We start from the raw sequence: 20,618 nt of genomic DNA on the forward strand, positions 1-20,618 counted from the left end.
GGCACGGTGGGCGCACGGACGGGGCGCAGCTCGACAGTCTGAGGGCGGGTCCGGCCCGTGACCGCGACCAGTGGGCGCACAGGCGGGGCAGCTCGACAGCGGCGAAAGCGGACTGTGTCCCCGTCCCGCCGCCGCCCCCGGCCTGGTCAGTACGAGTAGAAGCCCTGCCCGGTCTTGCGCCCCAGGTCACCGGCGGCAACCATCCGCTGCAACAGCTCCGGCGGGAAGAACTTCTCGTCGGCGGTGTCGGCGTAGATGTTCTTCGTCGCGTGCAGCAGCACGTCCGCGCCGGTCAGGTCGGTGGTGGCCAGCGGGCCCATGGCGTGCCCGAAGCCGAGCTTGCAGGCGGTGTCCAGGTCCTCCGGCGAGATCACCCCGGACTCGACGAGCTTGACCGCCTCCATCACCAGGGCGGTGATCAGTCGGGTGGTGACGAAGCCGGCGATGTCCCGGTTGACCACCACGCAGGTCTTGCCGATCTCCTCGGCGAAGCTCCGGGCGGTGGCCAGCGTCTCGTCGCTGGTCTTGTAGCCCCGGACCAGCTCGCAGAGCTTCATCATCGGCACCGGCGAGAAGAAGTGGGTGCCGACCACCGACTCCGGCCGGCCGGTCGCCGCCGCGATCTGGGTGACCGGGATGGCCGAGGTGTTGGTGGCGAGCACCGCGCGGGGGGCGCAGATCTTGTCCAGCGCCCGGAACACCTCCTGCTTGATCTCCAGCCGCTCGAAGACCGCCTCCACCACGATGTCGGCGTCGGCCGCCGCCTCCAGCTCGGTGGTCGGGGTGATCCGGTCGAGGGTCGCCTCGACCTCGTCGGCCCCGATGGTGCCCTTGGCCGCGAACTTCTCCAGCGAGGTGCGGATGCCGGAGAGGCCACGGCGGGTGGCCGCCTCGTCCAGGTCGCGCAGGGTCACCTGCCAGCCTGCCCGCGCCGCGACCTGGGCGATGCCCGAACCCATCAGACCGGCCCCGACGACCGCGAGTCGACCCGCCATCTGCTCACTCCTTCGGCTGGATTGTGTCCTCGCAGAGCACCTTAACGGTCCGACCGAGCACTGCTACCCGCCGGTAACAGTTCCCGCCCGCACACCGGCCGGCGGCCCCGCGACGAGGGCCGTCGCGGGGCCGCCACCGGGTCGGCTCGGAACGGGTCAGCTGGCCCGCAGCGGGGCGAGCGCCTTGCTCCAGGCCACGGTCTGGTCCAGTACGACGCCGAGGGCGTCCGCCTGGTGCGGGCCGGGCTTGAAGGTGCTGTAGTTCTCGAAGTCGGCGTTCAGCGCGAGCGTCACCTGGGCCCGAACGTCGGCCATCATCAGCTCGCCGGCGACCAGGTGCAGGTGTTCCACCGCCCGCGCACCACCGACCGAGCCGTAGCTGACGAACCCGACCGCCTTGTTGTTCCACTCGGCGAAGAGGAAGTCGATGGCGTTCTTCAGCGCCCCCGAGGTGGAGTGGTTGTACTCCGGGGTCACGATCACGAAGCCGTCGAACGAGGCGATCTTGGCGGCCCATTCCAGCGTGTGCGGGTTGGCGTACTGGCCCATGCTCGCCGGGACCGCCTCGTCCAGGTGCGGGAGCTTGAAGTCGAGCAGGTCGACCAGCTCGTACTCGGCGTCGTTGCGCCGGCTGGCGTTGTCGTACACCCAGCGGGCGACGGCCTCGCCGTTGCGGCCGGGTCGAGTGCTGCCCAGGATGATGCCGATTCCAGTCATTGCTGGTTCTTTTCCTCCGAATTGCGCAGCACTCCTGTGCTTGCCGCGTCAAGCAAATCCACCGATACTTGCTTTGTCAAGCAATCTTCGTGTTACTGTGTTCTCCATGACAGCCCCGCCGGCCCCGCTGAACAGCGACGAGGAGGCCGTCGTCCGGGCGCTGGGTCGGGCGATCATCGTCGTGCCCCGGGCGCTGGACGCCGACCTCACCCGCGAGCAGCGCCTCTCGATCAACGAGTACACCGCGCTGATGCACCTCTCCGAGGCACCCGGGCGCCGGATGCGGATGAACGAGCTGGCCGGCGCCTGCGACCTCTCCCTGAGCGGGATGACCCGGATCGTCACCCGGCTGGAACAGCAGCGCTTCGTCGAGCGGGTCCGCTGCCCCGAGGACGCCCGGGGCTGGAACGCCGTGCTCACCGACGCCGGGCTGAGCCGGCTGGAGGCGGCCTATCCCACCCACCTGGGCAGCGTCCGGCGGCACGTCGTCGACCACCTCGACGGGCTCGACCTGGCCCGGCTCGCCGACGCGCTGCGCAGGTTCGCGACGACCGGCACCTGCGCGGAGCACTCCGACCCGGGGTCCGGGTCCGGCTCCTGACCGCGCCGGCCGCCGCCCGGTCATATCGTGAACGCCGGCTCTTCGGGAGCGGTGGCCCGCTCCACCTCGACGCCCAGGGTCCGCAGGTCGGCGATGAAGTCCGGATAGCCCCGGTCGACGTGGTGCACGTGCGACACCTCGGTCACCCCGTCCGCGCAGAGCCCGGCGATCACCAGCCCCGCGCCGGCCCGGATGTCGGTGGCCCGGACCGGTGCGCTGGAGAGCCGCTCCCGCCCCCGCACCACCGCGTGGTGCCCGTCGGTCTTGATGTCCGCACCCAGCCGGGCCATCTCGTTCACGAACATGAACCGGCCGTCGAAGATGTTCTCGGTGACCAGCGAAGCCCCCTCGCTCACCGAGGCCAGCCCGATCGCCATCGGCAGCAGGTCGGTGGCGAAGCCGGGGAACGGCAGCGTCACCACGTCCACCGCCGACGGCCGCCGGTCCAACCGCACCCGGAAGGCGTCCGGCCGGGTCTCCACCAGGCAGCCGGCCGAGACCAGCTTGTCCAGCGCGATCTCCAGGAAGGCCGGGCTGGCGCCGGTCACCGTGACGTCGCCCCGGGTCATCGCCGCCGCGAACGCCCAGGTGCCGGCGACGATCCGGTCGCCGACCGTGGCGTGCCGGACCGGACCCAGCTCCGGAACCCCCTCGATGCGCAGCATCGAGGTGCCGGCGCCGTCGATCCTGGCACCCATCCGGGTCAGCATGGTGCAGATGTCGACGATCTCCGGCTCCCGGGCGGCGTTGTCGATCTCCGTGACCCCCCGGGCCAGTACCGCCGCCATCACCAGGTTCTCGGTGGCGCCGACGCTGGGGAAGTCGAGCCAGATCGTCGCGCCGTGCAGCCCCCGGGGCGCCGAGGCGATGACGAAGCCGTGCTCGCCGGAGATCTCCGCCCCCATCCGGGCCAACCCGGCCACGTGCATGTCCAGGCCGCGCGAGCCGATCGCGTCACCGCCGGGGTGGGCCACCCGGACGTACCCGCGCCGGGCCAGCAGCGGGCCGAGTACGCAGATCGAGGCGCGGAGCCGGCGTACCAGGTCGTAGTCCGCCTCGGTGCCCGGGTCGGGCGGCACGTCGATCGTCACCGAGCAGGACCGGGGCGGGCCGCCGTCGTCGCCGGCCGGGCCGTCACCCTCGTCGTCGCCGAACGAGACCTCGCAGCCGAGCCGGCGGAGCACCTCGGCCATGATCGCGATGTCGGTGATCCGGGGTACGTTCGTGATCACACTCCGCCCCGGTGCGAGCAGCGCGGCGGCCATCAACTTCAGCGCGGAGTTCTTGGCGCCCACCACGTGCACCTGGCCGGCCAGCCGGGCCCCGCCACTGACTCTGATCACGTCCACGTCGCAAATCGTAGAGTCGTCCGCCCCGCCCGGCCCGCTGCCGTCGGGCCAGCCCTGCCCCGCGGCCGTCCCGGGCCGGGCCGGGCTCGCCGCGGTCGACGCCCGTACGCTGTTCGGCATGGCCGTCCACCTCACCCGCATCTACACCAGGACCGGCGACGCCGGCACGACCAGGCTGGTCAACAACGAAGAGGTCGTCAAGACCGACCCCCGGATCGGGGCGTACGCCGACGTCGACGAGTGCAACGCGGCGATCGGGGTGGCCCTGGCGCTCGGTGGGCTCGACGAGGACGTCCGGGAGGTGCTCGGCACCATCCAGAACGACCTCTTCGACGTCGGGGCCGACCTCGCCACCCCGGTCGAGCCGGACCCGGCGTACCCGCCGTTGCGGGTGACCGAGGAGTACGTGGCCCGCCTGGAGGGCTGGTGCGACAGGTACAACGCCCGACTCGCCAAACTCGACTCCTTCGTCCTGCCCGGCGGCACCCCGGGAGCGGCGTTGCTGCACGTGGCACGCACGATCGCCCGGCGGGCGGAACGCTCGGCGTGGGCCCTGGTCAGCACCGAACCAGATCGAACCAGCACTTCCCCGGCAAAGTATCTCAACCGTCTCTCGGATCTGCTGTTCATCCTGGCAAGAACCGCGAATCCGGCCGGTGACGTGCTATGGGTCCCCGGTGGCCAGCGCTGACCCTGCCGCCCCACCCGGCGGCGCCGACCCTCCCGCCCCGCCCGGCGGCCTGCACCACGTCGAGATCTGGGTGCCCGACCTGACCCGGGCCGGCACCAGCTGGGGCTGGCTGCTCGGCGAGCTGGGCTGGACGGAGTACCAGAGCTGGCCGGCGGGGCGCTCCTGGCGGCACGGCACCACCTACCTGGTGCTGGAGTGCTCCCCCGCACTCACCTCCCGCAGCTACGACCGGCTCGCCCCCGGGCTCAACCACCTGGCCCTGCACGCCGGCCCGCCGGCCGAGGTGGACCGGCTGGTGGCCCGTGCCCCGGCGTACGGCTGGTCGCTGCTCTTCGCCGACCGCCACCCGTACGCGGGCGGGCCGGAGAACTACGCCGGCTACCTGACCGACGAGACCGGGTTCGAGGTGGAACTCTGCGCCTCGTCACTGCCCGGCACCTGACACCCCGTCGACTCACCAGGGCCCGGACGGAATCGGCTGGAAGTCGTCGTCGACCAGACCGAGCCGGTGCGCGACCACCGCGGCCTGCACCCGGTTGCGCAGCCCGAGCTTCTCCATCGCCGCCGAGACGTGCGTCTTGACGGTGGTGACCCCCAGGTGCATCCGGGCGGCGATCTCGGCGTTGGAGAGTCCGGCACCGACCAGGGCCAGCACCTCGCGCTCGCGGACGCTGAGCAGCCGCCGCCCCGCCGGCCGTACGCTGTCCGCGTCCCGTTCGGCGTCCTCGGTGTGCGCCTGCAACGCCCGGTGCACGATCCGGGCCAGCACGGACGGCGCCAGCAGCGGCTCGCCCCGGGCCGCCCGGCCGACCGCGTCCACCAGGTCCTCCGGGGCGCCGTCCTTGACCAGGTAGCCGATCGCACCGGCGCCGAGCGCCCCGTAGATGTTGGCGTCGTCGGCGAAGGTGGTCAAGACCAGCACCCGGGTCCCGGGATGCCGGTCGAGGATCCGCCGGGTCGCCTCGATCCCGTCCATCCGGGGCATCCGCAGGTCCATCAGCACCACGTCCGGGCGGAGCCGCTCGGCCAGCCGGACCGCCTCCCGGCCGTCACCGGCCTCGCCGACGATGTCGAACCCGCCGGCCGTACGCAGCAGCAGGGTCACGCCGGCCCGGACCAGGGCCTGGTCGTCGACGACGAGGACGCGTACGGTCACCGGGGCCGCCCGGCCGGGTCGGTGTCGGCCGTCCGGAGCAACGGCCTCGCGCAGGTCGCGGGCCTCTCCCGGACCGCCGCCGCCTTCTCCCGGATCGGCAGGTGCGCGGCGAGCCGCCAGCCGCCGCCGCCGGTGGGACCGGCCAGCAGGGTGCCGCCGAGCAGCCGGACCCGTTCCCGCATGCCGGCCAGGCCGTGCCCGGAGGGCGGCAGCAGTGCCGGCCGGGGCTGTCCGGGGCCGGTGTCGAGCACTTCGACAAGCAGGCCGGAGCCGTCCGGGCGGATGTCCACCGAGGCGCTCGCGCCCGGTCCGGCGTGCTTGAGGGTGTTGGTCAGCCCCTCCTGCACCACCCGGGCGGCGGTGGTACGCACCACCAGCGGCGCCTCGCCGACGTCACCGGCCAGGTTCATCCGGACCGCCACCCCGGCCGCCCGGACCCGCTGTTCCGCGTCCATGATCAACTGCTCGGGTTCGATCGTCGGGCCGCCCGACACGATCGCGTCCGGGTCGCGCAGCACCTCCAGCAGCGCCCGCAGCTCGTCGAGCACCTGCCCGGCGGTGACCCGCAACTCGCCCAGCGCCTGCACCGCGTCGTCCACCCGGCCGGTACGCCGGGCCGCGTACTGCGCCGCACCGGCCTGCAACGCGATCGCGCCGACGTGGTGCGCGACGATGTCGTGCAGGTCCCGGGCGATCGCCGCCCGCTCGGCCAGCCGGGCGGCCCGGGTCTGCACCTCCTGCCGCTCCTCGACCTCCCGGGCGCGCTCCTCGGCGGACCGGGTCGCCCGGCGCATCCGACCGAGGTAGCGGGCCAGCGCGACCGGGGCGACCGAGATGCCGAAGAAGCCGGCGAGCTGGACGAACCCCTGCTGCCCGGGAAGCAGCCCGGCGCTGTCCGGGCCGATCAGGTGCACCAGCGACGCCGCGTACGACAGCCCCAGTGCCACGGCGGTGGCCGGCCAGGTCGCCGCGTACGCGATGATGCCGAGCGCGGTGAGGGCACCGAACTGGGCGACGTCGCCGCCGAGCGGGGCGGTCCAGTTGGCGAGGCTGAGCAGCAGGCACTCGGCCAGCAGCACCGGCCAGGGCCAACGGCGGGCAGCCACCAGGATCAGCCCGGCCGCCACCGTCACCAGCAGTGGCAGCGGCTCGCTCGGCACCACCGGCCAGCCCAGCTTGGCCAGCCCGAAGGCGCCGCCGAACAGGCCCATCAGTAGATCGGGCCACCATCTCCGCCGTACCCGCACGCCGGCAACGATACGGAGCCGGAACTCCGGCTGCGACTCCTGCCACCGGACACGGCGCATCCTCCGAGTGGCCGGTACAGCGGCCGGCCGGACGACATCGGAGATCCACTAGGTCGCCTAGCTTCGGACCGTGCCCACCGAGATGATCTCGTTTCTGGCCCAGTGGGCCCGCGCCCCACTGGCGATCGGCGCCATCGCACCCAGCGGGATGCCGCTGGCCGAACGGATCACCGCGACGATCCCCCGGAGCGGGCAACCACTCGTGGTCGAGCTGGGCCCGGGGACCGGGGCGTTCACCCGGGTGATCCAGCGCCGACTGGCCGGGCAGGGCCGGCACCTCGCAGTGGAGATCAACCCGACTTTCGCGGACCGGCTGGCCCGGGAGCACCCGGGAGTGGACGTGCTCCGGGCCGACGCCGGGGCGCTGGCCGGACTGCTCGCCGAACGGGACCTTCCGCCGGCCGGGGTGATCGTCAGCGGCCTGCCCTGGACGGTCTTCGGCGCGCAGCGGCAGCGGGAGATCCTCGGCTCCGTCGTCGCGGCGCTTGCCGACGACGGGGTCTTCACCACCTTCGCCTACCAGCACGCCCGCTGGTCGCCACCAGCCCGCCGGCTGCACCGCAACCTGCGGGAACTCTTCGAGGAGGTGGTGGTCGGCGGTACGGTCTGGGCAAACCTGCCGCCCGCGGTGGTCTACCACTGCCGGCGGCCGATCCGGCACCCGTCCGGCGCCGAGCGCGGCGGACCCGGCCGGCACCCCGGACCGCTCCGCCCGGCGAACCGTTCCGCCCCGCGCGGCCCGGAGCCGACCCGCCCCTGACCTTCACCCGGCTGCCTGGCCGAGCAGGGCATTCAGGCCGAGCAGGGCGTTCAGCCGTGGCGCGGGATCAGTCGTGTAGGACCAAATGCGAAACCGCCCCCGGAGGGGCGGATTCGAGCCAGGAGAGGAAGCCGGTGACCGTGGACTTCGCCATCGCGATCTCCACGGGCGCCTGGTGGCTGACACATCGCAGGATCACCCAGTCGGCGGGCATGATGAGTCGCTCCTGACCCTCCGGCAGCCGCCGCTGCTCGACCGCGAGGCCGCGCCGGGAGAGCACCCGCTTCGGCCGGAGCGCGAAGCTGAACATCCGGTACCAGCGGAGTTCGGTCTCGGCGAACCGCGCGAAGCCCGGCGACCAGCCGCGCCCGTCGAGGATTGTCGAGACCCGGACGCTGAGCCGGATGATCCCGCCGGAGCGGGTCACCAGGAACCGCCGGAGGAAGAGTGCCGCCACCGCGAGCAGCAGCACCAGGACGCCGATTCCGATCCAACGCAAGACCAGCATCGACGTGCCGGGTCAGCGGCTCGTGGACTCGGTCACCGGGCTGGCGCTCTCGGCCAGCACCGTGACGCCGGCGCCGGTCACCGAGAGGAAGCCGCCGTTCACCTCGTAGGTCAACTGCTCGCCACCGGCCAGCTTGATGCGCACCTGGCCGGGCTCGGCGAGCTGGCCCAGCAGCGGCGCGTGTCCCGGCAGCACCCCGAGCTCACCCTCGGTCGTCCGGGCGACGACCATCTCGGCCTCGCCCGTCCAGATCTTTTCCTCGACGGCGACGAGTTCGACCTGAAGCTGTGCCACGCTGTCTCCTTGCTGCGGCGGCGGGATTGTGGAAAGTCTAGTCCGGCTCCCGCCGCCGCTCCCAGCCGGGTACCCGGGCGGTTCGCACCCGGATCGGCCGGCCGGGCCCGGTCACTTGGCCTTGTTCAACAACTCCGGATTGTTGATCACGAAGCTGTCGGCGGTGCCGGCCTTGATCGCGGCGAAGAAGTCGTCGGCGATCGGCTCGAACTTCTCGCCCTTGTAGTTCCGGCCGGTCCCGACCCCACCGCCCGGTAGCTTGATCATCTGGATCGAGTCGGACCGCAGGTTGCGCAGCGCGAAGCCGAAGTCGATCAGCTTGTTTCCCCGGCCGCTGAAGATCAGCGACTTGCCGGCCGCCCGGATCACCTTGTCCAGCTTGACCGGGTTGGTCACCACGTCCTTGCTCAGCGCCTGGTCGGCCATCGCCCGGACGAACTGCTGCTGGTGCCGCTGGCGGCCGTAGTCGCCGTCGGTCACCCCGTTGGACGGGTACCGCTGCCGGACGTAGTCCAGCGCCTGCCAGCCCTCCAGGTGCCGGTTGCCCTTCTTGTACTGCGCCTGCGGCCCCAGGTAGCCGCCGCCACCGGGCTTCTCCGTCCGGTGCGTACCGTCCGGGCGGCGGTGCTCCGACTTCACGTTCTGGTCGATGTACATCGTGACGCCGCCCATCGCGTCGACGATCTTCAGGAAGCCGCCGAAGTTGATGATCGCCCCGGCGTCGAACCGCTTGATCCCGGTCACCTTGGAGACCGTCAGGGAGAGCAGCTCGAAGCCCTGCGCCGCGCTCGGCAGCTTCTCGCCGGGCACCTTGCTGCCGTACGACATCGCGGCGTTCAGCTTCGTCCGGTCACCCGGGAAGTCGGCCTTCTCGAACCGGGGGATGTCGACGAGCAGGTCCCGGGGCAGCGAGAAGAGGTACGCCGAGTCCAGCGTCTCGTTGACGTGCATCACCATGATCGAGTCGGCCAGCGGGGGCGTCTCCGGCTTCCGCGGGTCGATGCCGACCAGCAGGATGTTCAACGGGCCCTTGATGTCCGACTTCTTCTCCGGGGCCGACGCCCCGGCCGCCTGGTCGCCGAAGAGGTCCTGCTCGGTGACCGCGCCCTCGAAACGGGCCAGCACCGCCTCCAGTCCGACAAGTACGCCGCCGCTGAGCACCACAAGCACCGCGCCGAAGATCGTGCAGAGCCGGGCCCACATCGGGATGGCGGACTTCCTGCGCCGCCCCTCCCTGATCGGCCGTCCGCCGCCGGAGAGGTCGCCCACCGGGTCGGCGTCGACCAGCCCGGCGCCGCCGCCCCGACCGCGTTCCGGCCGCCCCGTCCGCCTGGTGGACCGGCCAGCGCCCTTGCCACCCTCGCTCACTGCGTCTCCATCCGTCCGCGCACCGCGAATCTCGCGCCCGTCAATAGAGACGGGCGGCCGGGGCCGAATTGTTGCAGAGCAAGGTTACGGATTTCGGAACCCCTGGTCCCGGTACCCGGCGACCGACCGGATCCGGCGCGGACCCGGACGCTCCGACCGGTGTCGCGTACGCCGGCCACCTGGCCCGACGGCGACCCGGGTGGCTGCCGTCGGCTGTGACGAAACGGTGACACGACCGTGTCGAGACGCCGGCCCGGCCACCTGGGCCTGTCGAGACGCCGGCTACCTGGCCTTGTTGAGCAGCTCCGGGTTGTTGATGACGAAGCTGTCGAGGGTGCCGGCTCCGAGTGCGGCGAAGAACTCCTCGGCGATCGGCTGGAACCGCTCGCCCCGGTAGGAGCCGCCCTCGGTGACCCCGCCGCCCGGCAACTTGATCATCTGGATCGAGTCCGACCGGAGCCCGCGCAGCGCGAAGGCGAAGTCGACAAGCTCGCGCCCGCGACCGCTGAAGACCAACGACTCGCCGGCCGCCCGGAGCACCGCGTCCAACTTGACCGGGTTGGTCACCACGTCCTTGCTCAGCGCCTGGTCGGCCATGGCCCGGACGAACTGCTGCTGGTGCCGCTGCCGGTCGTAGTCGCCGTTCGGCAGGCCGTACCGCTGCCGGACGTAGTCCAGCGCCTGCCAGCCCTTGAGGTGCGCGTTGCCCCTGGTGTACTCCGCCTGCGGCCCGAGGTAGCCGCCACCGCCCGGCTTCAGCGTCCGCATCGTGCCGTCCGGCTGCCGGTGCTCGGACCTGACGTTCGTGTCGATGTACATGTCGACGCCGCCCATCGCGTCGACGATCTTCTGGAAGCCGTTGAAGTTGACGATCGCCCCGGCGTCGAACCGCTCGATCCCGGTGACCTCGGAGACGGTTCTGGAGAGCAGTTCGAAGCCCTGTGCCGCGCTCGGCAGCTTCTCGCCGGGCACCCGGCTGCCGTGTGCCATCGCGGCGTTCAGCTTCTCGGTGCCGCCGGCGTAGTTCGCCTTGGGGAAGGCCGGTATCTCCACCAGCAGGTCCCGGGGCAGCGAGAAGAGGTACGCCGAGTCCAGCGTCTCGTTCACGTGCAGCACCATGATCGAGTCGGCCAGCGGCGACCACTCCGGGGTCCGTGGGTCGATCCCGACCAGCAGGATGTCCAGCGGGCCCTTGATGTCCGACTTCTTCTCCGGCACGACGCCGGCCGCCTCGTCGCCGAAGAGGTCGGCCTCGCGCACCGCACCCTCGTAGCGGGCGAGCACGGCCTCGAAGCCGACCAGCCCGGCGCCGCTGACCAGGACCAGGATCGCGCCGAGCAGGGTGCAGACCCGGGCCCAGCGCGGCACCCGGGACGCCGACCGGTGCCGCCGGCCGCGCCTGGAGCGCTCCGGACCGTCGTGCGGTCCCGCCGGGTCCGTGCCGCCGACCCGTTGCCGGACCAGCCGGCGCAGGCCCGACCGATCCGCGTTCCCGCCGCCTTCACCCACCAACGTCTCCGTTCGTCGTCCGCCCTGTGACCAGGACGGATCCGCCGAAGGAAGCCGGGCCGCCGGTCACGGGCCGCCCACGACGGTACCCGCCGAAGTGGGGTTACCAAAGCACCGAAACCGGCTGAATAACCTTCAAATCCACCAGACCGCGCAAATGGAGAGGCGACATAGACGACGCAGCCGCACCGGCGGTCACCGGTGCGGCTGCGGTACGTGCTGGGGCGGAACTAGTCCTTCATCAGCTCCCGGGCGTTGCGCTCCAGGTCGTCGAGCCCGCCGCACATGAAGAAGGCCTGCTCGGGGAAGTGGTCGTACTCGCCCTCGCTGATCTTCTTGAACGCCTCGACGGTGTCCTTGACCGGCACGTACGAGCCCTTGATGCCGGTGAAGACCTCGGCCGCGTACGTGTTCTGGGAGAGGAACCGCTCGATCCGGCGGGCCCGGCCGACGGTGAGCTTGTCCTCTTCCGAGAGCTCCTCGATGCCGAGGATGGCGATGATGTCCTGCAGGTCCTTGTAGCGCTGCAGGATCCGCTTCACCTCGGAGGCGACCGCGAAGTGCTCGGCGCCGACGAACTCCGGGGCGAGGATCCGGGACGAGGACGCCAGCGGGTCCACCGCCGGGTAGATGCCCTTGTCGGAGATCGACCGCTCCAGGTTGGTGGTGGCGTCCAGGTGCGCGAACGTGGTGGCCGGCGCCGGGTCGGTGTAGTCGTCCGCCGGCACGTAGATCGCCTGCATCGAGGTGATCGCCTGGCCCCGGACCGAGGTGATCCGCTCCTGGAGCTCGCCCATCTCGTCGGCCAGGGTCGGCTGGTAGCCCACCGCGCTCGGCATCCGGCCGAGCAGGGTGGAGACCTCCGAACCGGCCTGGGTGAACCGGAAGATGTTGTCGATGAAGAGCAGCACTTCCTGCTTGTTCACGTCCCGGAAGTACTCCGCCATGGTCAGCGCGGAGAGCGCCACCCGGAGCCGGGTGCCCGGCGGCTCGTCCATCTGGCCGTAGACCAGCGCGGTCTTGTCGATGACGCCGGACTCGGTCATCTCGTGGATGAGGTCGTTCCCCTCACGGGTCCGCTCACCCACCCCGGCGAAGACCGAGGTGCCACCGAAGTTGTTGGCGACCCGGGTGATCATCTCCTGGATCAGCACCGTCTTGCCCACCCCGGCACCGCCGAACAGGCCGATCTTGCCACCCTTGACGTACGGGGCGAGCAGGTCGATGACCTTGATGCCGGTCTCCAGCATCTCGGTCTTCGGCTCCAGGTCGGCGAAGGCCGGCGCCTTGCGGTGGATCTGCCACCGGTCGGCCGCCTCGAAGGTCTCGCCCTCCTTGAGGTTGAGCACCTCGCCGATGGTGTTGAAGACCCGGCCCTTCACCGCGTCACCGACCGGCACCGTGATCGGCGAACCGGTGTCCCGGACCTCGGTGCCCCGGACCAGGCCGTCGGTCGGCTGCATCGAAATCGCCCGGACCATGTTGTCGCCGAGGTGCTGGGCGACCTCCAGGGTCAGGGTCTTCTCGCCGCCGGAAAGGGTCACGTCGACGTGCATGGCGTTGAAGATGTCCGGCATCGCGTCGCGCGGGAACTCGGCGTCGACGACCGGGCCGATGACCCGGACCACGCGGCCCGTCGCGGTCTTGGTCTCTGTAGGAGCAGTCATCACACTTCACTTCCCGACGCGGCCAGCGCGTTGGCGCCGCCGACGATCTCGCTGATCTCCTGGGTGATCCCGGCCTGGCGGGCCGAGTTCATCTCGCGCGTGTAATTCTCGATCATCTCTTCGGCGTTGTCCGTCGCACTCTTCATCGCCCGACGACGGGCCGCCGACTCGCTGGCCGCCGACTCCAGCAGCGCGGCGTAGATCCGCGTGTTGACGTACTTCGGCAGCAGCGCGTCCAGCAGCGCCTCCGCCTCCGGCTCGAACTCGTACGCCGGCAGCGGGCCCTCCGCCTCGGACCGCGGCCGGTCCTCGACCTCCATCGGGCCGATGATCCGGGTGACCGGGGTCTGCGACATCAGCGACTTGAACTCGGTGAAGACGATGTGCAGCTCGTCGACCCCGAGCACGCCGTCGATCCCCGGGTCGCCGCCCTCCAGGTCGTCGGCGCCGGAGACGAACGCCTTGATCAGCGTCTCGCCCACCTGCTTGGCGTCGGCGAAGGTCGGCTGCTCGGAGAAGCCCGTCCAGCTCGCCTCCACCTTCCGCTGCCGGAACCGGTAGTAGCCGACGCCCTTGCGGCCGATGACATAGAGCACCGGCTCCTTGCCGTCGGCCTTCAGCCGGGCGATGAGCGACTCCGCCGCCTTGATCGCGTTGGAGGTGTAGCCGCCGGCCAGGCCGCGGTCACTGGTGACCACGACCACCCCGGCCCGGCGGACCTTCGGCCGGGCGGTGAGCAGCGGGTGGTCGATGGCCGCGTTGGAGGCCAGCGCGGTGAGCACCCCGGTGATGGCCTGGGCGTACGGCAGCGACGCCGCGACCCGGGACTGGGCCTTGGCGAGTCGGCTCGTCGCGACGAGCTCCATCGCCTTGGTGATCTTCTTCATCGACTTCGCCGAGCGGATCCGTTGACGAAGAACGCGTACCTGGGCAGCCACCGGTCAGCCCTACTGCTTCTCGGCCTGGGCCGGCTCGGCCGGCTCGCCGCCGTCGCGGTACCGGGTGACGGTCTCGCGGTCCTGCTCGCCCTCCATCGGACGGGCCGGCGCCTCGTTGACCTTCACCTCGTCCTCCTTGCCGAGGAACATCTGCTTGAACCGGGCCACGGCCTCGTTCAGCGCGTTCGTGATGTCGTCGTCCCAGTTGTTGTCCGCGATCGACTGCATCGTCGGCTTGTACTGGTGGCGGAGGAACTCCAGGAACTCGGACTCGAAGCGCCGGACCTCGCCGATCGGGACGTCGTCCAGCTTGCCCTCGGTGCCGATCCAGACCGAGACCACCTGCTCCTGCACCGGGAACGGCGAGTAGTTGGTCTGCTTCAGCAGCTCGACCAGCCGGGCACCTCGGCTGAGCTGGTCCTGGGACGCCTTGTCCAGGTCCGAGGCGAGCGCGGCGAACGCCTCCAGCTCGCGGTACTGCGCCAGGTCCAGCCGGAGCCGGCCGGCCACCTTCTTCATCGGCTTCACCTGGGCGGCGCCGCCGACCCGGGAGACCGAGGTACCGACGTTGATCGCCGGCCGGACACCCTGGTTGAACAGGTCGGTCTCCAGGAAGATCTGGCCGTCGGTGATCGAGATCACGTTCGTCGGGATGAACGCGGAGATGTCGTTGCCCTTGGTCTCGATGATCGGCAGACCGGTCATCGAGCCGCCGCCCATCTCGTCCGACAGCTTCGCGCAGCGCTCCAGCAGCCGGGAGTGCAGGTAGAAGACGTCACCCGGGTACGCCTCGCGGCCCGGCGGGCGGCGCAGCAGCAGCGACACCGCACGGTACGCCTCGGCCTGCTTGGTCAGGTCGTCGAAGACGATCAGGACGTGCTTGCCGGCGTACATCCAGTGCTGGCCGATCGCCGACCCGGTGTACGGGGCGATGTACTTGAAGCCGGCCGGGTCGGAGGCGGGCGAGGCGACGATGGTGGTGTACTCCATCGCGCCCTGCTCCTCCAGCAGGCCCTTCACCGAGGCGATGGTCGAGCCCTTCTGGCCGATCGCCACGTAGATGCAGCGGACCTGCTTGGCCGGGTCGCCGGAGCGCCAGTTGTCCCGCTGGTTGAGGATCGTGTCCAGCGCGACGGTGGTCTTGCCGGTCCGCCGGTCGCCGATGATCAGCTGCCGCTGGCCCCGGCCGATCGCGGTCATCGCGTCGATGGCCTTGAGGCCGGTCTGCAGCGCCTCGCTGACGCTCTGCCGGGCCATCACGTTCGGCGCCTGCAGCTCCAGCTCGCGGTAGCCCTCGTTCTCGAGGTCGCCGAGGCCGTCGATCGGCTTGCCGAGCGGGTCGACCACCCGACCGAGGAACGCGTCGCCGACCGGCACCGAGAGGACCCGGCCGGTCCGCTTGACCCGCTGCCCCTCCTCGATACCCCGGTAGTCGCCGAGCACCACGACGCCGATCTCCCGGACGTCGAGGTTCAGCGCCAGGCCGAGGGTGCCGTCCTCGAACTCCAGCAGCTCGTTGGTCATGGTCGAGGGCAGGCCCTCGACGTGGGCGATGCCGTCACCGGCGTCGGCGACGGTGCCGACCTCCTCACGGGAGACGTCGGGCGAATAGGAGGAGACGTAGCGCTCAAGCGCGCCGCGGATCTCCTCCGACGAGATGGTCAGCTCGGCCATCCTCTTCTTCCTCTATTCAGGGCCCGGTTAACCGGAACGGCGTGGATGTCTATCTCGGCGCTGCGCGGCGGCGTCGCTACTGCTCAGCCGCGCGCGAGCGCGTTTCGGGTGTCGGTGAGGCGGCGCAGGACCGTACCGTCGTAGAGGTCGGAACCGATAAGCACGCGCAGCCCGCCCAGCACGGTCGGGTCCACCGTCTGCTTGACGCTGACCTCCCGACCGTATAGCTCGGTGAGCTTGCGTCCCAACCGTTCCTCCTCCTCCTCGGCCAGCGGAGCCGCGACGGTGACGTACGCCACCTGGCGGTTCCGCCGGTCGGCGGCCAGCTCGACCAGCCGGGTGAGTGCCCCGGTGAAGGAGCGACCGCCGAACCCGGCGAGCGCGACCTCGACCAGCTTGACCGTCACCGGCCGGCTCTTGCCGGACAGCAGCGCGCCGGTCAGCTCGGCCCGCTGCGCCACCGGCGCGATCGGGTCGGAGAGCGTGTTGCTCAGCTCCGAGTTGCCGGCGACCACCTGGCCGAAGCGGAACAGCTCGTCCTCCACCTCGCCCAGCTCACCGGCCCGGTCGGCACTGGCCAGCAGCGCCTCCACCCCGAGCCGCTCGGTGGCCTCCAGCAGCTCGGACGGCGCCGACCAGCGGCCGGAGACCAGCACGTCGAGCAGTTCCCTGGTGTCCGCGCCGACCTTGTCGCCGAGCAGCGACCCCAGCAGTGCGGCCCGGTCGGAGCCGGCCCGCGCCGGGTCGGAGAGCGCCCGGCGCAGCCGCGGTTCGTGCCGCAGCAGGCCGGCGACCGAACCCAGCTCGTCACCGGTCGCGGAGATCCGGTCCGCGTCCGTCTGTCCGGCGTACGCGTCGAGACGCTGCCGTGCGGCGGCGTACGACTCCCGGCTGGCGGCCTGCATCAGCTCGTCCGTACGGCGGAGCCGTTGGCCGAGCCGACGTTGTCCAGGTCGGTCAGGAACCGCTCGACCGTCCCCTTGCGGCGCGCCTCGTCGGCGAGCGACTCACCGACGATCCGGCTGGCCAGGTCGACCGCGATGGTGCCCACCTCGGTGCGCAGTTCACGCACGATGGTGGCCCGCTCGGCGGCGAGCTGCTCCTTGCCGGCCGCGATGATCCGGTCGGACTCCTCCCTGGCCTTGGCCAGGACGTCCTGCCGGATGCCCTCGGCGTCGGCCCGGGCGTCGTCGCGGATCTTCGCCGCGTCGGTCCGCGCCTCGGCGAGCTGCGCGCGGTACTGCTCGAGGAGCTGGTTGGCCTCGGCCTGGGCGGCCTCGGCACGCTTGATCCCGCCCTCGATCGCGTCCACCCGGGCCTGGAAGGTCTGCTCCATGCGCGGGAAGACGTACTTCATCAGCATGAAGCAGAGGATGGCGAAGGCGATCGAGCCGACCACGATCTCCTGCCAGAGCGGGATGATCGGGTTGTGCTCGGTGCCGCCCTCCGCGGCGAAGATGAGGTACATCGGAACCTCCCGTTTCGAGGGGACGGCTAGTTGCCGAAGGCGTAGCCGAAGGCGATGCCCAGCAGGGCCAGCAGCTCGATGACGGCGAAGCCGATCCAGACGTACGGCAGGGTGATCCGGGACGACTCCGGCTGCCGGGCGGTCGACTGGATGTAGGCGCTGAAGACCAGGCCGACACCGATACCGGGGCCGATGGCCGCGAGGCCGTAACCGATGGCGCTGAGGCTGCCGGTGATTTCTACGGCGGCGAGGGTCGACGACAACATTGGTTGGTTCCTCCTGAAATCACGCGTGAGGGCTCACGCGGGACGACAACGGTTGTGCGGTTGTGTGCGGGTCGGTGTTCGTCGGTTGCGGGTCAGTGTTCGTCGGCGAGCGCGCCCTGCACGTAGCTGGCGGTCAGCACGGTGAAGATGTAGGCCTGCAGGACGATGACCAGCGCCTCCAGGAAGGTGATCGCGATCGACACCGCCCAGGAGAGCAGCGAGATCGGCTTCAGGAAGAACGAGTCCGCGTTCAGCAGGACGAAGCCGCCGAGGGTGAAGACCAGCAGGATGATGTGCCCGGCGAACAGGTTGGCGAACAACCGCAGCGCCAGCGACACCGGCCGGGCGATGAACGTCGAGAAGAGTTCGATCGGGATCAGCAGCGGCTGCATGAACCACGGCGCCGGCGGCATCAGTGAATGCTTGAAGAACTTTCCGAAACCGTGGTGCCGGATGCCGACCCAGATGAACAGCACGTAACTGATGATCGCCAGAATCGCCGGAAACGCGATGTGCGACATCGGCGAGATCTGCACGAACGGAATGATCTGCCACAGGTTGTTGACGAAGATGAAGACGAACAGCGTCGTCAGGTAGGGCGCGAAGGCCACACCCCGGTGACCGATCATGTCGACCGCGATGTTGTTCCGGACGAAACCGTAGATCGATTCCGCGATCCACTGGCCCTTCGTCGGCACCAGCTTCGGCTTCCGGTAGGTCACCAGGAAGAAGATGATGGTAAGCGCGACGGCCAGCCAGACCAGCGCTGTGAACTTCGTGATCCAGTACGAGTTGTGCGCACCCCACGGCACGATGCTCGGCAGAAAGAAGTCTTCCACGCTGGGTGGAAACGGAACTTCGCCCTCCGCGAGGACGACCGACTGTCCGATCACCGCGTCCCTTCCCTAGCTAGGGGTGCCGAGCCGGCGGATGACCAGGTAGACACCCCCGGCCCCGCCGAGCAGGAACCCGATTCCGGTGGCCAGACCACCGGTGTCGAGCCACTGGTCGACCAACCAACCGATGAAGCCCCACACCGTCAGACCTCCGATGAGGTATGCCAGCGCGGTCCAACCCTCACCGGCCTCGGGCGCGCCCGGACCGTTTGGGGGTTGGGGGGTTTGGTCACCGGTCATGACGGCCGAACGATATCAGCCGGGGATACGAGGCTGTGCCTCACCCCCCGCACAACGTGGTTGTGTGGGCGTGTGGGCGGGCGCGTCGTCTGTGGGCACGCTACTCCGGTTCCGCCACCGGGAAAATGACCGATCACTGACAGTTTCCTGTGCCGTCCCGTGAACGGGACTCCGGGCAGGTCCGGGCTGATCCGGGTGACCCGGATCACGCCTGCGGTGGACGCCCGGCCCGGTCGGCCGGCAGCCGGTGCGTGCGTACCGCGTGCACGGTGACCAGCCACCAGAAGTTCGCGCCGGTCCAGGCCACCACCCCGGCGACGATCCCCCAGCCGAACGCCGGCAGTCCGGCCCAGCCGGCACCGGCGACCTGGGCCATCACCACCCCGAGCACGCTGAACTTGGCGATGTACATCGCCACGCCGAACGGCAGGACCAGGGTGGGGTTGACCGAGTCGGCCCAGGCGATCACCAGCGTCGAGGCGAGGTAACTCACCGTCACCAGACCGACCCCGGTCGCCGCGCCGAGCGCGCCGACCGCACCGCCGAACAGGGCGCCGAGCGCGGTGGCCAGCAACAGCAGCCCGGCCGAGGCCCCGAGCACCACCGGCAGGTGGGCCAGCCGCCAGTGCCGCTCCCCCGCACCACCGGGACCGGCCGCGCTGTCGGGGACGGGCGATCCGTCGGGTACGTCCGGCTGTGTCGTCCGGTCCGCCAGCTCGACCGGCTCGGCCCGCTCAGCCACGGGGGTACGCCGGGAAGTCGGCCGCCAGGTCGGCGACGTCCGCGCCGATCGCGGCGAGGGCGTCGGCACCGCCCGGGGCGGCCGGGTCGGTCCGGACGGCCCGGGAGATCAACTCAGCGATCCGGCGCATCTCCGGCACGCCCATGCCCTGGGTGCTGACGCTCGGGGTGCCGACCCGGATGCCGGAGGCGACCATCGGCTTCTGCGGGTCGTACGGGATGGCGTTCTTGTTCAGGGTGATCGCGGCGGCGTCGCAGCGCGCCTCGGCGTCCCGGCCGGTGACGCCGACCTCGCGCAGGTCGATGAGCGCGAGATGGGTGTCGGTGCCGCCGGAGACCGGGCGCATCCCCTCCGCCGCGAGAGCGGCGGCCAGCGCCTGCGCGTTCGAAACCACCTGGGCAGCGTACGCCTGGAAGGCCGGGGACGCCGCTTCGCGCAGCGCGACCGCCTTGGCCGCCACCGAGTGCATCAACGGCCCGCCCTGGGTGAACGGGAAGACCGCCTTGTCGATCCGCTCGGCCAGCGACTCGCGGCACAGGATCATCCCGCCCCGTGGCCCGCGCAGCACCTTGTGCGTGGTGGCGCAGACCACGTCGGCGTACGGCACCGGGGACGGGATGGCCCGGCCGGCGACCAGCCCGACGAAGTGCGCCGCGTCCACCATCAGGTAGGCGTCGACCTCGTCGGCGATCTCCCGGAACCGGGCGAAGTCGATCAACCGTGGGTACGCGGTGGCGCCACAAATGATCATCTTGGGCCGGTGTGCCAGGGCGAGTTCGCGTACCTCGTCGTAGTCGATCAGCTCGGTGTCCCGGCGTACCTGGTAGCCGACCGGGGCGAACCACTTGCCGGAGAAGTTCACCCGGCTGCCGTGGGTCAGGTGACCGCCGTGCGGCAGGTCCATCGCCAGCACCGTGTCGCCGGGCTGCACCAGCGCGGCGTACGCGGCCAGGTTGGCGCTCGCCCCGGAGTGCGGCTGGAGGTTCGCGTGCTCGGCCCCGAACAGTGCCTTGGCCCGGTCGATGCCGAGCTGCTCGGCCCGGTCCACCTGCGCACAGCCGCCGTAGTAGCGCCGGCCCGGATAACCCTCGGCGTACTTGTTGGTGAGGGTGGAACCGAGCGCCGCGAGTACCGCCGGGGAGGTCAGGTTCTCGCTGGCGATCAGCTGGAGCCCGCCGCGTACCCGGTCGAGTTCGTCGAGCAGCACCTCGGCGATCTCCGGGTCGGTCCCGGCCAGCTCGTCGAAGTCCGGCCCCCAGAAGGGCGGCTCCCCGGCACCGGGCCGACCTGCCCGCTCGCTCAACTCGCTCACCCCGGCACCTTCTCGTCCCGCTCGCCCGTCCGGCCGGGTCCGAGTCTATGCAGGTACCCGCAATGCCGGCCCCCGACGTGCCGCCGGGACGCGGGCCAGGTGGAAACCGCCCCCGGCGAGGGGCGGGCGACCGGGCCCGGCGAACCGGACGCGAGCGAGA

At 70.9% G+C, this 20,618-nt stretch carries 23 protein-coding genes; 4 read left to right on the forward strand and 19 right to left on the reverse strand.

Going from position 1 to position 20,618, the window contains the following annotated elements; genetic code table 11:
* Positions 1-146 precede the first annotated feature (146 nt).
* Both O7626_RS27380 and O7626_RS27385 read right to left on the reverse strand, forming a co-directional pair.
* Positions 147-995 (reverse strand): 3-hydroxyacyl-CoA dehydrogenase family protein, encoded by an 849-nt coding sequence (locus O7626_RS27380; protein ID WP_278063958.1) that lies wholly within the window; start codon positions 993-995, stop codon positions 147-149.
* 156 nt (positions 996-1,151) lie between these two features.
* Positions 1,152-1,712, reverse strand: a complete 561-nt coding sequence (locus O7626_RS27385) for an NAD(P)H-dependent oxidoreductase (protein WP_278063959.1) — start codon at positions 1,710-1,712, stop codon at positions 1,152-1,154.
* Positions 1,713-1,818: 106 nt separating this feature from the next.
* On the opposite strand from O7626_RS27385, the gene O7626_RS27390 reads away from it, so the two are divergent.
* A complete protein-coding gene (locus O7626_RS27390; RefSeq protein WP_278063960.1) occupies positions 1,819-2,313 on the forward strand; it encodes a MarR family winged helix-turn-helix transcriptional regulator in 495 nt (164 codons plus the stop codon).
* A 20-nt stretch (positions 2,314-2,333) separates the two neighbouring features.
* Here O7626_RS27390 and murA read toward each other — a convergent pair whose 3' ends face one another.
* A complete protein-coding gene (murA, locus tag O7626_RS27395) occupies positions 2,334-3,662 on the reverse strand; it encodes a UDP-N-acetylglucosamine 1-carboxyvinyltransferase (RefSeq protein ID WP_278063961.1) in 1,329 nt (442 codons plus the stop codon).
* Positions 3,663-3,780: 118 nt separating this feature from the next.
* Between murA and O7626_RS27400 the strand changes: the two genes are divergently transcribed.
* Together O7626_RS27400 and O7626_RS27405 are read left to right on the forward strand one after the other, a co-directional pair.
* Positions 3,781-4,353 (forward strand): cob(I)yrinic acid a,c-diamide adenosyltransferase, encoded by a 573-nt coding sequence (locus O7626_RS27400; RefSeq protein WP_278063962.1) that lies wholly within the window; start codon positions 3,781-3,783, stop codon positions 4,351-4,353.
* Positions 4,340-4,795: a VOC family protein gene (locus tag O7626_RS27405; protein WP_278063963.1), complete on the forward strand. Its 456-nt coding sequence runs from the start codon at positions 4,340-4,342 to the stop codon at positions 4,793-4,795. The genes O7626_RS27400 and O7626_RS27405 overlap by 14 nt, the downstream gene beginning before the upstream one ends.
* A gap of 12 nt (positions 4,796-4,807) precedes the next feature.
* Here the strand turns inward: O7626_RS27405 and O7626_RS27410 are convergent, their stop codons facing one another.
* Together O7626_RS27410 and O7626_RS27415 are read right to left on the reverse strand one after the other, a co-directional pair.
* Positions 4,808-5,509 (reverse strand): response regulator transcription factor, encoded by a 702-nt coding sequence (locus O7626_RS27410; RefSeq protein WP_278063964.1) that lies wholly within the window; start codon positions 5,507-5,509, stop codon positions 4,808-4,810.
* Positions 5,506-6,756, reverse strand: a complete 1,251-nt coding sequence (locus O7626_RS27415; RefSeq protein ID WP_278063965.1) for a histidine kinase — start codon at positions 6,754-6,756, stop codon at positions 5,506-5,508. The genes O7626_RS27410 and O7626_RS27415 overlap by 4 nt, the downstream gene beginning before the upstream one ends.
* Positions 6,757-6,886: 130 nt before the next feature.
* Here O7626_RS27415 and O7626_RS27420 point away from each other — a divergent pair, with 130 nt between their 5' ends.
* Positions 6,887-7,576, forward strand: a complete 690-nt coding sequence (locus O7626_RS27420; RefSeq protein ID WP_278063966.1) for an SAM-dependent methyltransferase — start codon at positions 6,887-6,889, stop codon at positions 7,574-7,576.
* Between the two features lie 67 nt (positions 7,577-7,643).
* On the opposite strand, the gene O7626_RS27425 is transcribed toward O7626_RS27420, so the two are convergent.
* From O7626_RS27425 to glyA, 14 genes are all read right to left on the reverse strand, one after another.
* Positions 7,644-8,084 carry a DUF2550 domain-containing protein gene (locus O7626_RS27425; RefSeq protein WP_278063967.1) on the reverse strand — a complete coding sequence of 147 codons (441 nt, stop codon included), beginning with the start codon at positions 8,082-8,084 and terminating at the stop codon, positions 7,644-7,646.
* Positions 8,085-8,096: 12 nt separating this feature from the next.
* Positions 8,097-8,378, reverse strand: a complete 282-nt coding sequence (locus tag O7626_RS27430; protein WP_278063968.1) for a F0F1 ATP synthase subunit epsilon — start codon at positions 8,376-8,378, stop codon at positions 8,097-8,099.
* A 111-nt stretch (positions 8,379-8,489) separates the two neighbouring features.
* The gene (locus O7626_RS27435) at positions 8,490-9,581 is read right to left on the reverse strand and encodes an LCP family protein (RefSeq protein ID WP_278066334.1); all 1,092 of its coding nucleotides are present in this window, start codon (positions 9,579-9,581) and stop codon (positions 8,490-8,492) included.
* Positions 9,582-10,028: 447 nt separating this feature from the next.
* Positions 10,029-11,114 carry an LCP family protein gene (locus O7626_RS27440; protein ID WP_278066335.1) on the reverse strand — a complete coding sequence of 362 codons (1,086 nt, stop codon included), beginning with the start codon at positions 11,112-11,114 and terminating at the stop codon, positions 10,029-10,031.
* Between the two features lie 371 nt (positions 11,115-11,485).
* A complete protein-coding gene (gene atpD / locus O7626_RS27445; protein ID WP_278063969.1) occupies positions 11,486-12,922 on the reverse strand; it encodes a F0F1 ATP synthase subunit beta in 1,437 nt (478 codons plus the stop codon).
* The gene (locus O7626_RS27450) at positions 12,922-13,860 is read right to left on the reverse strand and encodes a F0F1 ATP synthase subunit gamma (RefSeq protein ID WP_278063970.1); all 939 of its coding nucleotides are present in this window, start codon (positions 13,858-13,860) and stop codon (positions 12,922-12,924) included. The genes atpD and O7626_RS27450 overlap by 1 nt, the downstream gene beginning before the upstream one ends.
* 9 nt (positions 13,861-13,869) lie before the next feature.
* Positions 13,870-15,534 carry a F0F1 ATP synthase subunit alpha gene (atpA, locus tag O7626_RS27455; RefSeq protein ID WP_278063971.1) on the reverse strand — a complete coding sequence of 555 codons (1,665 nt, stop codon included), beginning with the start codon at positions 15,532-15,534 and terminating at the stop codon, positions 13,870-13,872.
* Positions 15,535-15,617: 83 nt separating this feature from the next.
* Positions 15,618-16,439 (reverse strand): F0F1 ATP synthase subunit delta, encoded by an 822-nt coding sequence (locus O7626_RS27460; RefSeq protein WP_278063972.1) that lies wholly within the window; start codon positions 16,437-16,439, stop codon positions 15,618-15,620.
* Positions 16,439-17,002, reverse strand: coding sequence for a F0F1 ATP synthase subunit B (locus tag O7626_RS27465; protein WP_278063973.1), 564 nt, complete (start codon positions 17,000-17,002; stop codon positions 16,439-16,441). Before O7626_RS27465 ends, O7626_RS27460 begins: the two co-directional genes overlap by 1 nt.
* Positions 17,003-17,028: 26 nt before the next feature.
* The gene (locus tag O7626_RS27470; RefSeq protein WP_107260457.1) at positions 17,029-17,268 is read right to left on the reverse strand and encodes a F0F1 ATP synthase subunit C; all 240 of its coding nucleotides are present in this window, start codon (positions 17,266-17,268) and stop codon (positions 17,029-17,031) included.
* A 92-nt stretch (positions 17,269-17,360) separates the two neighbouring features.
* Positions 17,361-18,161, reverse strand: a complete 801-nt coding sequence (atpB, locus tag O7626_RS27475; protein ID WP_278063974.1) for a F0F1 ATP synthase subunit A — start codon at positions 18,159-18,161, stop codon at positions 17,361-17,363.
* 12 nt (positions 18,162-18,173) lie between these two features.
* A complete protein-coding gene (locus tag O7626_RS27480) occupies positions 18,174-18,404 on the reverse strand; it encodes an AtpZ/AtpI family protein (protein ID WP_278063975.1) in 231 nt (76 codons plus the stop codon).
* A gap of 205 nt (positions 18,405-18,609) precedes the next feature.
* Positions 18,610-19,023, reverse strand: coding sequence for a hypothetical protein (locus O7626_RS27485; RefSeq protein WP_278066336.1), 414 nt, complete (start codon positions 19,021-19,023; stop codon positions 18,610-18,612).
* A gap of 115 nt (positions 19,024-19,138) precedes the next feature.
* Positions 19,139-20,458 (reverse strand): serine hydroxymethyltransferase, encoded by a 1,320-nt coding sequence (glyA, locus tag O7626_RS27490; protein ID WP_278063976.1) that lies wholly within the window; start codon positions 20,456-20,458, stop codon positions 19,139-19,141.
* Between the last annotated feature and the right edge of the window lie 160 nt (positions 20,459-20,618).

This window comes from Micromonospora sp. WMMD1102 (assembly GCF_029626265.1).
Classification (GTDB): Bacteria; Actinomycetota; Actinomycetes; order Mycobacteriales; family Micromonosporaceae; genus Plantactinospora.

Coding starts and splice junctions, on each gene's coding strand:
- O7626_RS27380 (WP_278063958.1), bottom strand. CDS start 995: ATGGCGGGTCGACTCGCGGTCGTCGGGGCCGGTCTGATGGGTTCGGGC.
- O7626_RS27385 (WP_278063959.1), bottom strand. CDS start 1,712: ATGACTGGAATCGGCATCATCCTGGGCAGCACTCGACCCGGCCGCAAC.
- O7626_RS27390 (WP_278063960.1), top strand. CDS start 1,819: ATGACAGCCCCGCCGGCCCCGCTGAACAGCGACGAGGAGGCCGTCGTC.
- O7626_RS27400 (WP_278063962.1), top strand. CDS start 3,781: ATGGCCGTCCACCTCACCCGCATCTACACCAGGACCGGCGACGCCGGC.
- O7626_RS27425 (WP_278063967.1), bottom strand. CDS start 8,084: ATGCTGGTCTTGCGTTGGATCGGAATCGGCGTCCTGGTGCTGCTGCTC.
- O7626_RS27435 (WP_278066334.1), bottom strand. CDS start 9,581: ATGTGGGCCCGGCTCTGCACGATCTTCGGCGCGGTGCTTGTGGTGCTC.
- atpD (WP_278063969.1), bottom strand. CDS start 12,922: ATGACTGCTCCTACAGAGACCAAGACCGCGACGGGCCGCGTGGTCCGG.
- atpA (WP_278063971.1), bottom strand. CDS start 15,534: ATGGCCGAGCTGACCATCTCGTCGGAGGAGATCCGCGGCGCGCTTGAG.
- O7626_RS27460 (WP_278063972.1), bottom strand. CDS start 16,439: ATGCAGGCCGCCAGCCGGGAGTCGTACGCCGCCGCACGGCAGCGTCTC.
- O7626_RS27465 (WP_278063973.1), bottom strand. CDS start 17,002: ATGTACCTCATCTTCGCCGCGGAGGGCGGCACCGAGCACAACCCGATC.
- O7626_RS27470 (WP_107260457.1), bottom strand. CDS start 17,268: ATGTTGTCGTCGACCCTCGCCGCCGTAGAAATCACCGGCAGCCTCAGC.
- O7626_RS27480 (WP_278063975.1), bottom strand. CDS start 18,404: ATGACCGGTGACCAAACCCCCCAACCCCCAAACGGTCCGGGCGCGCCC.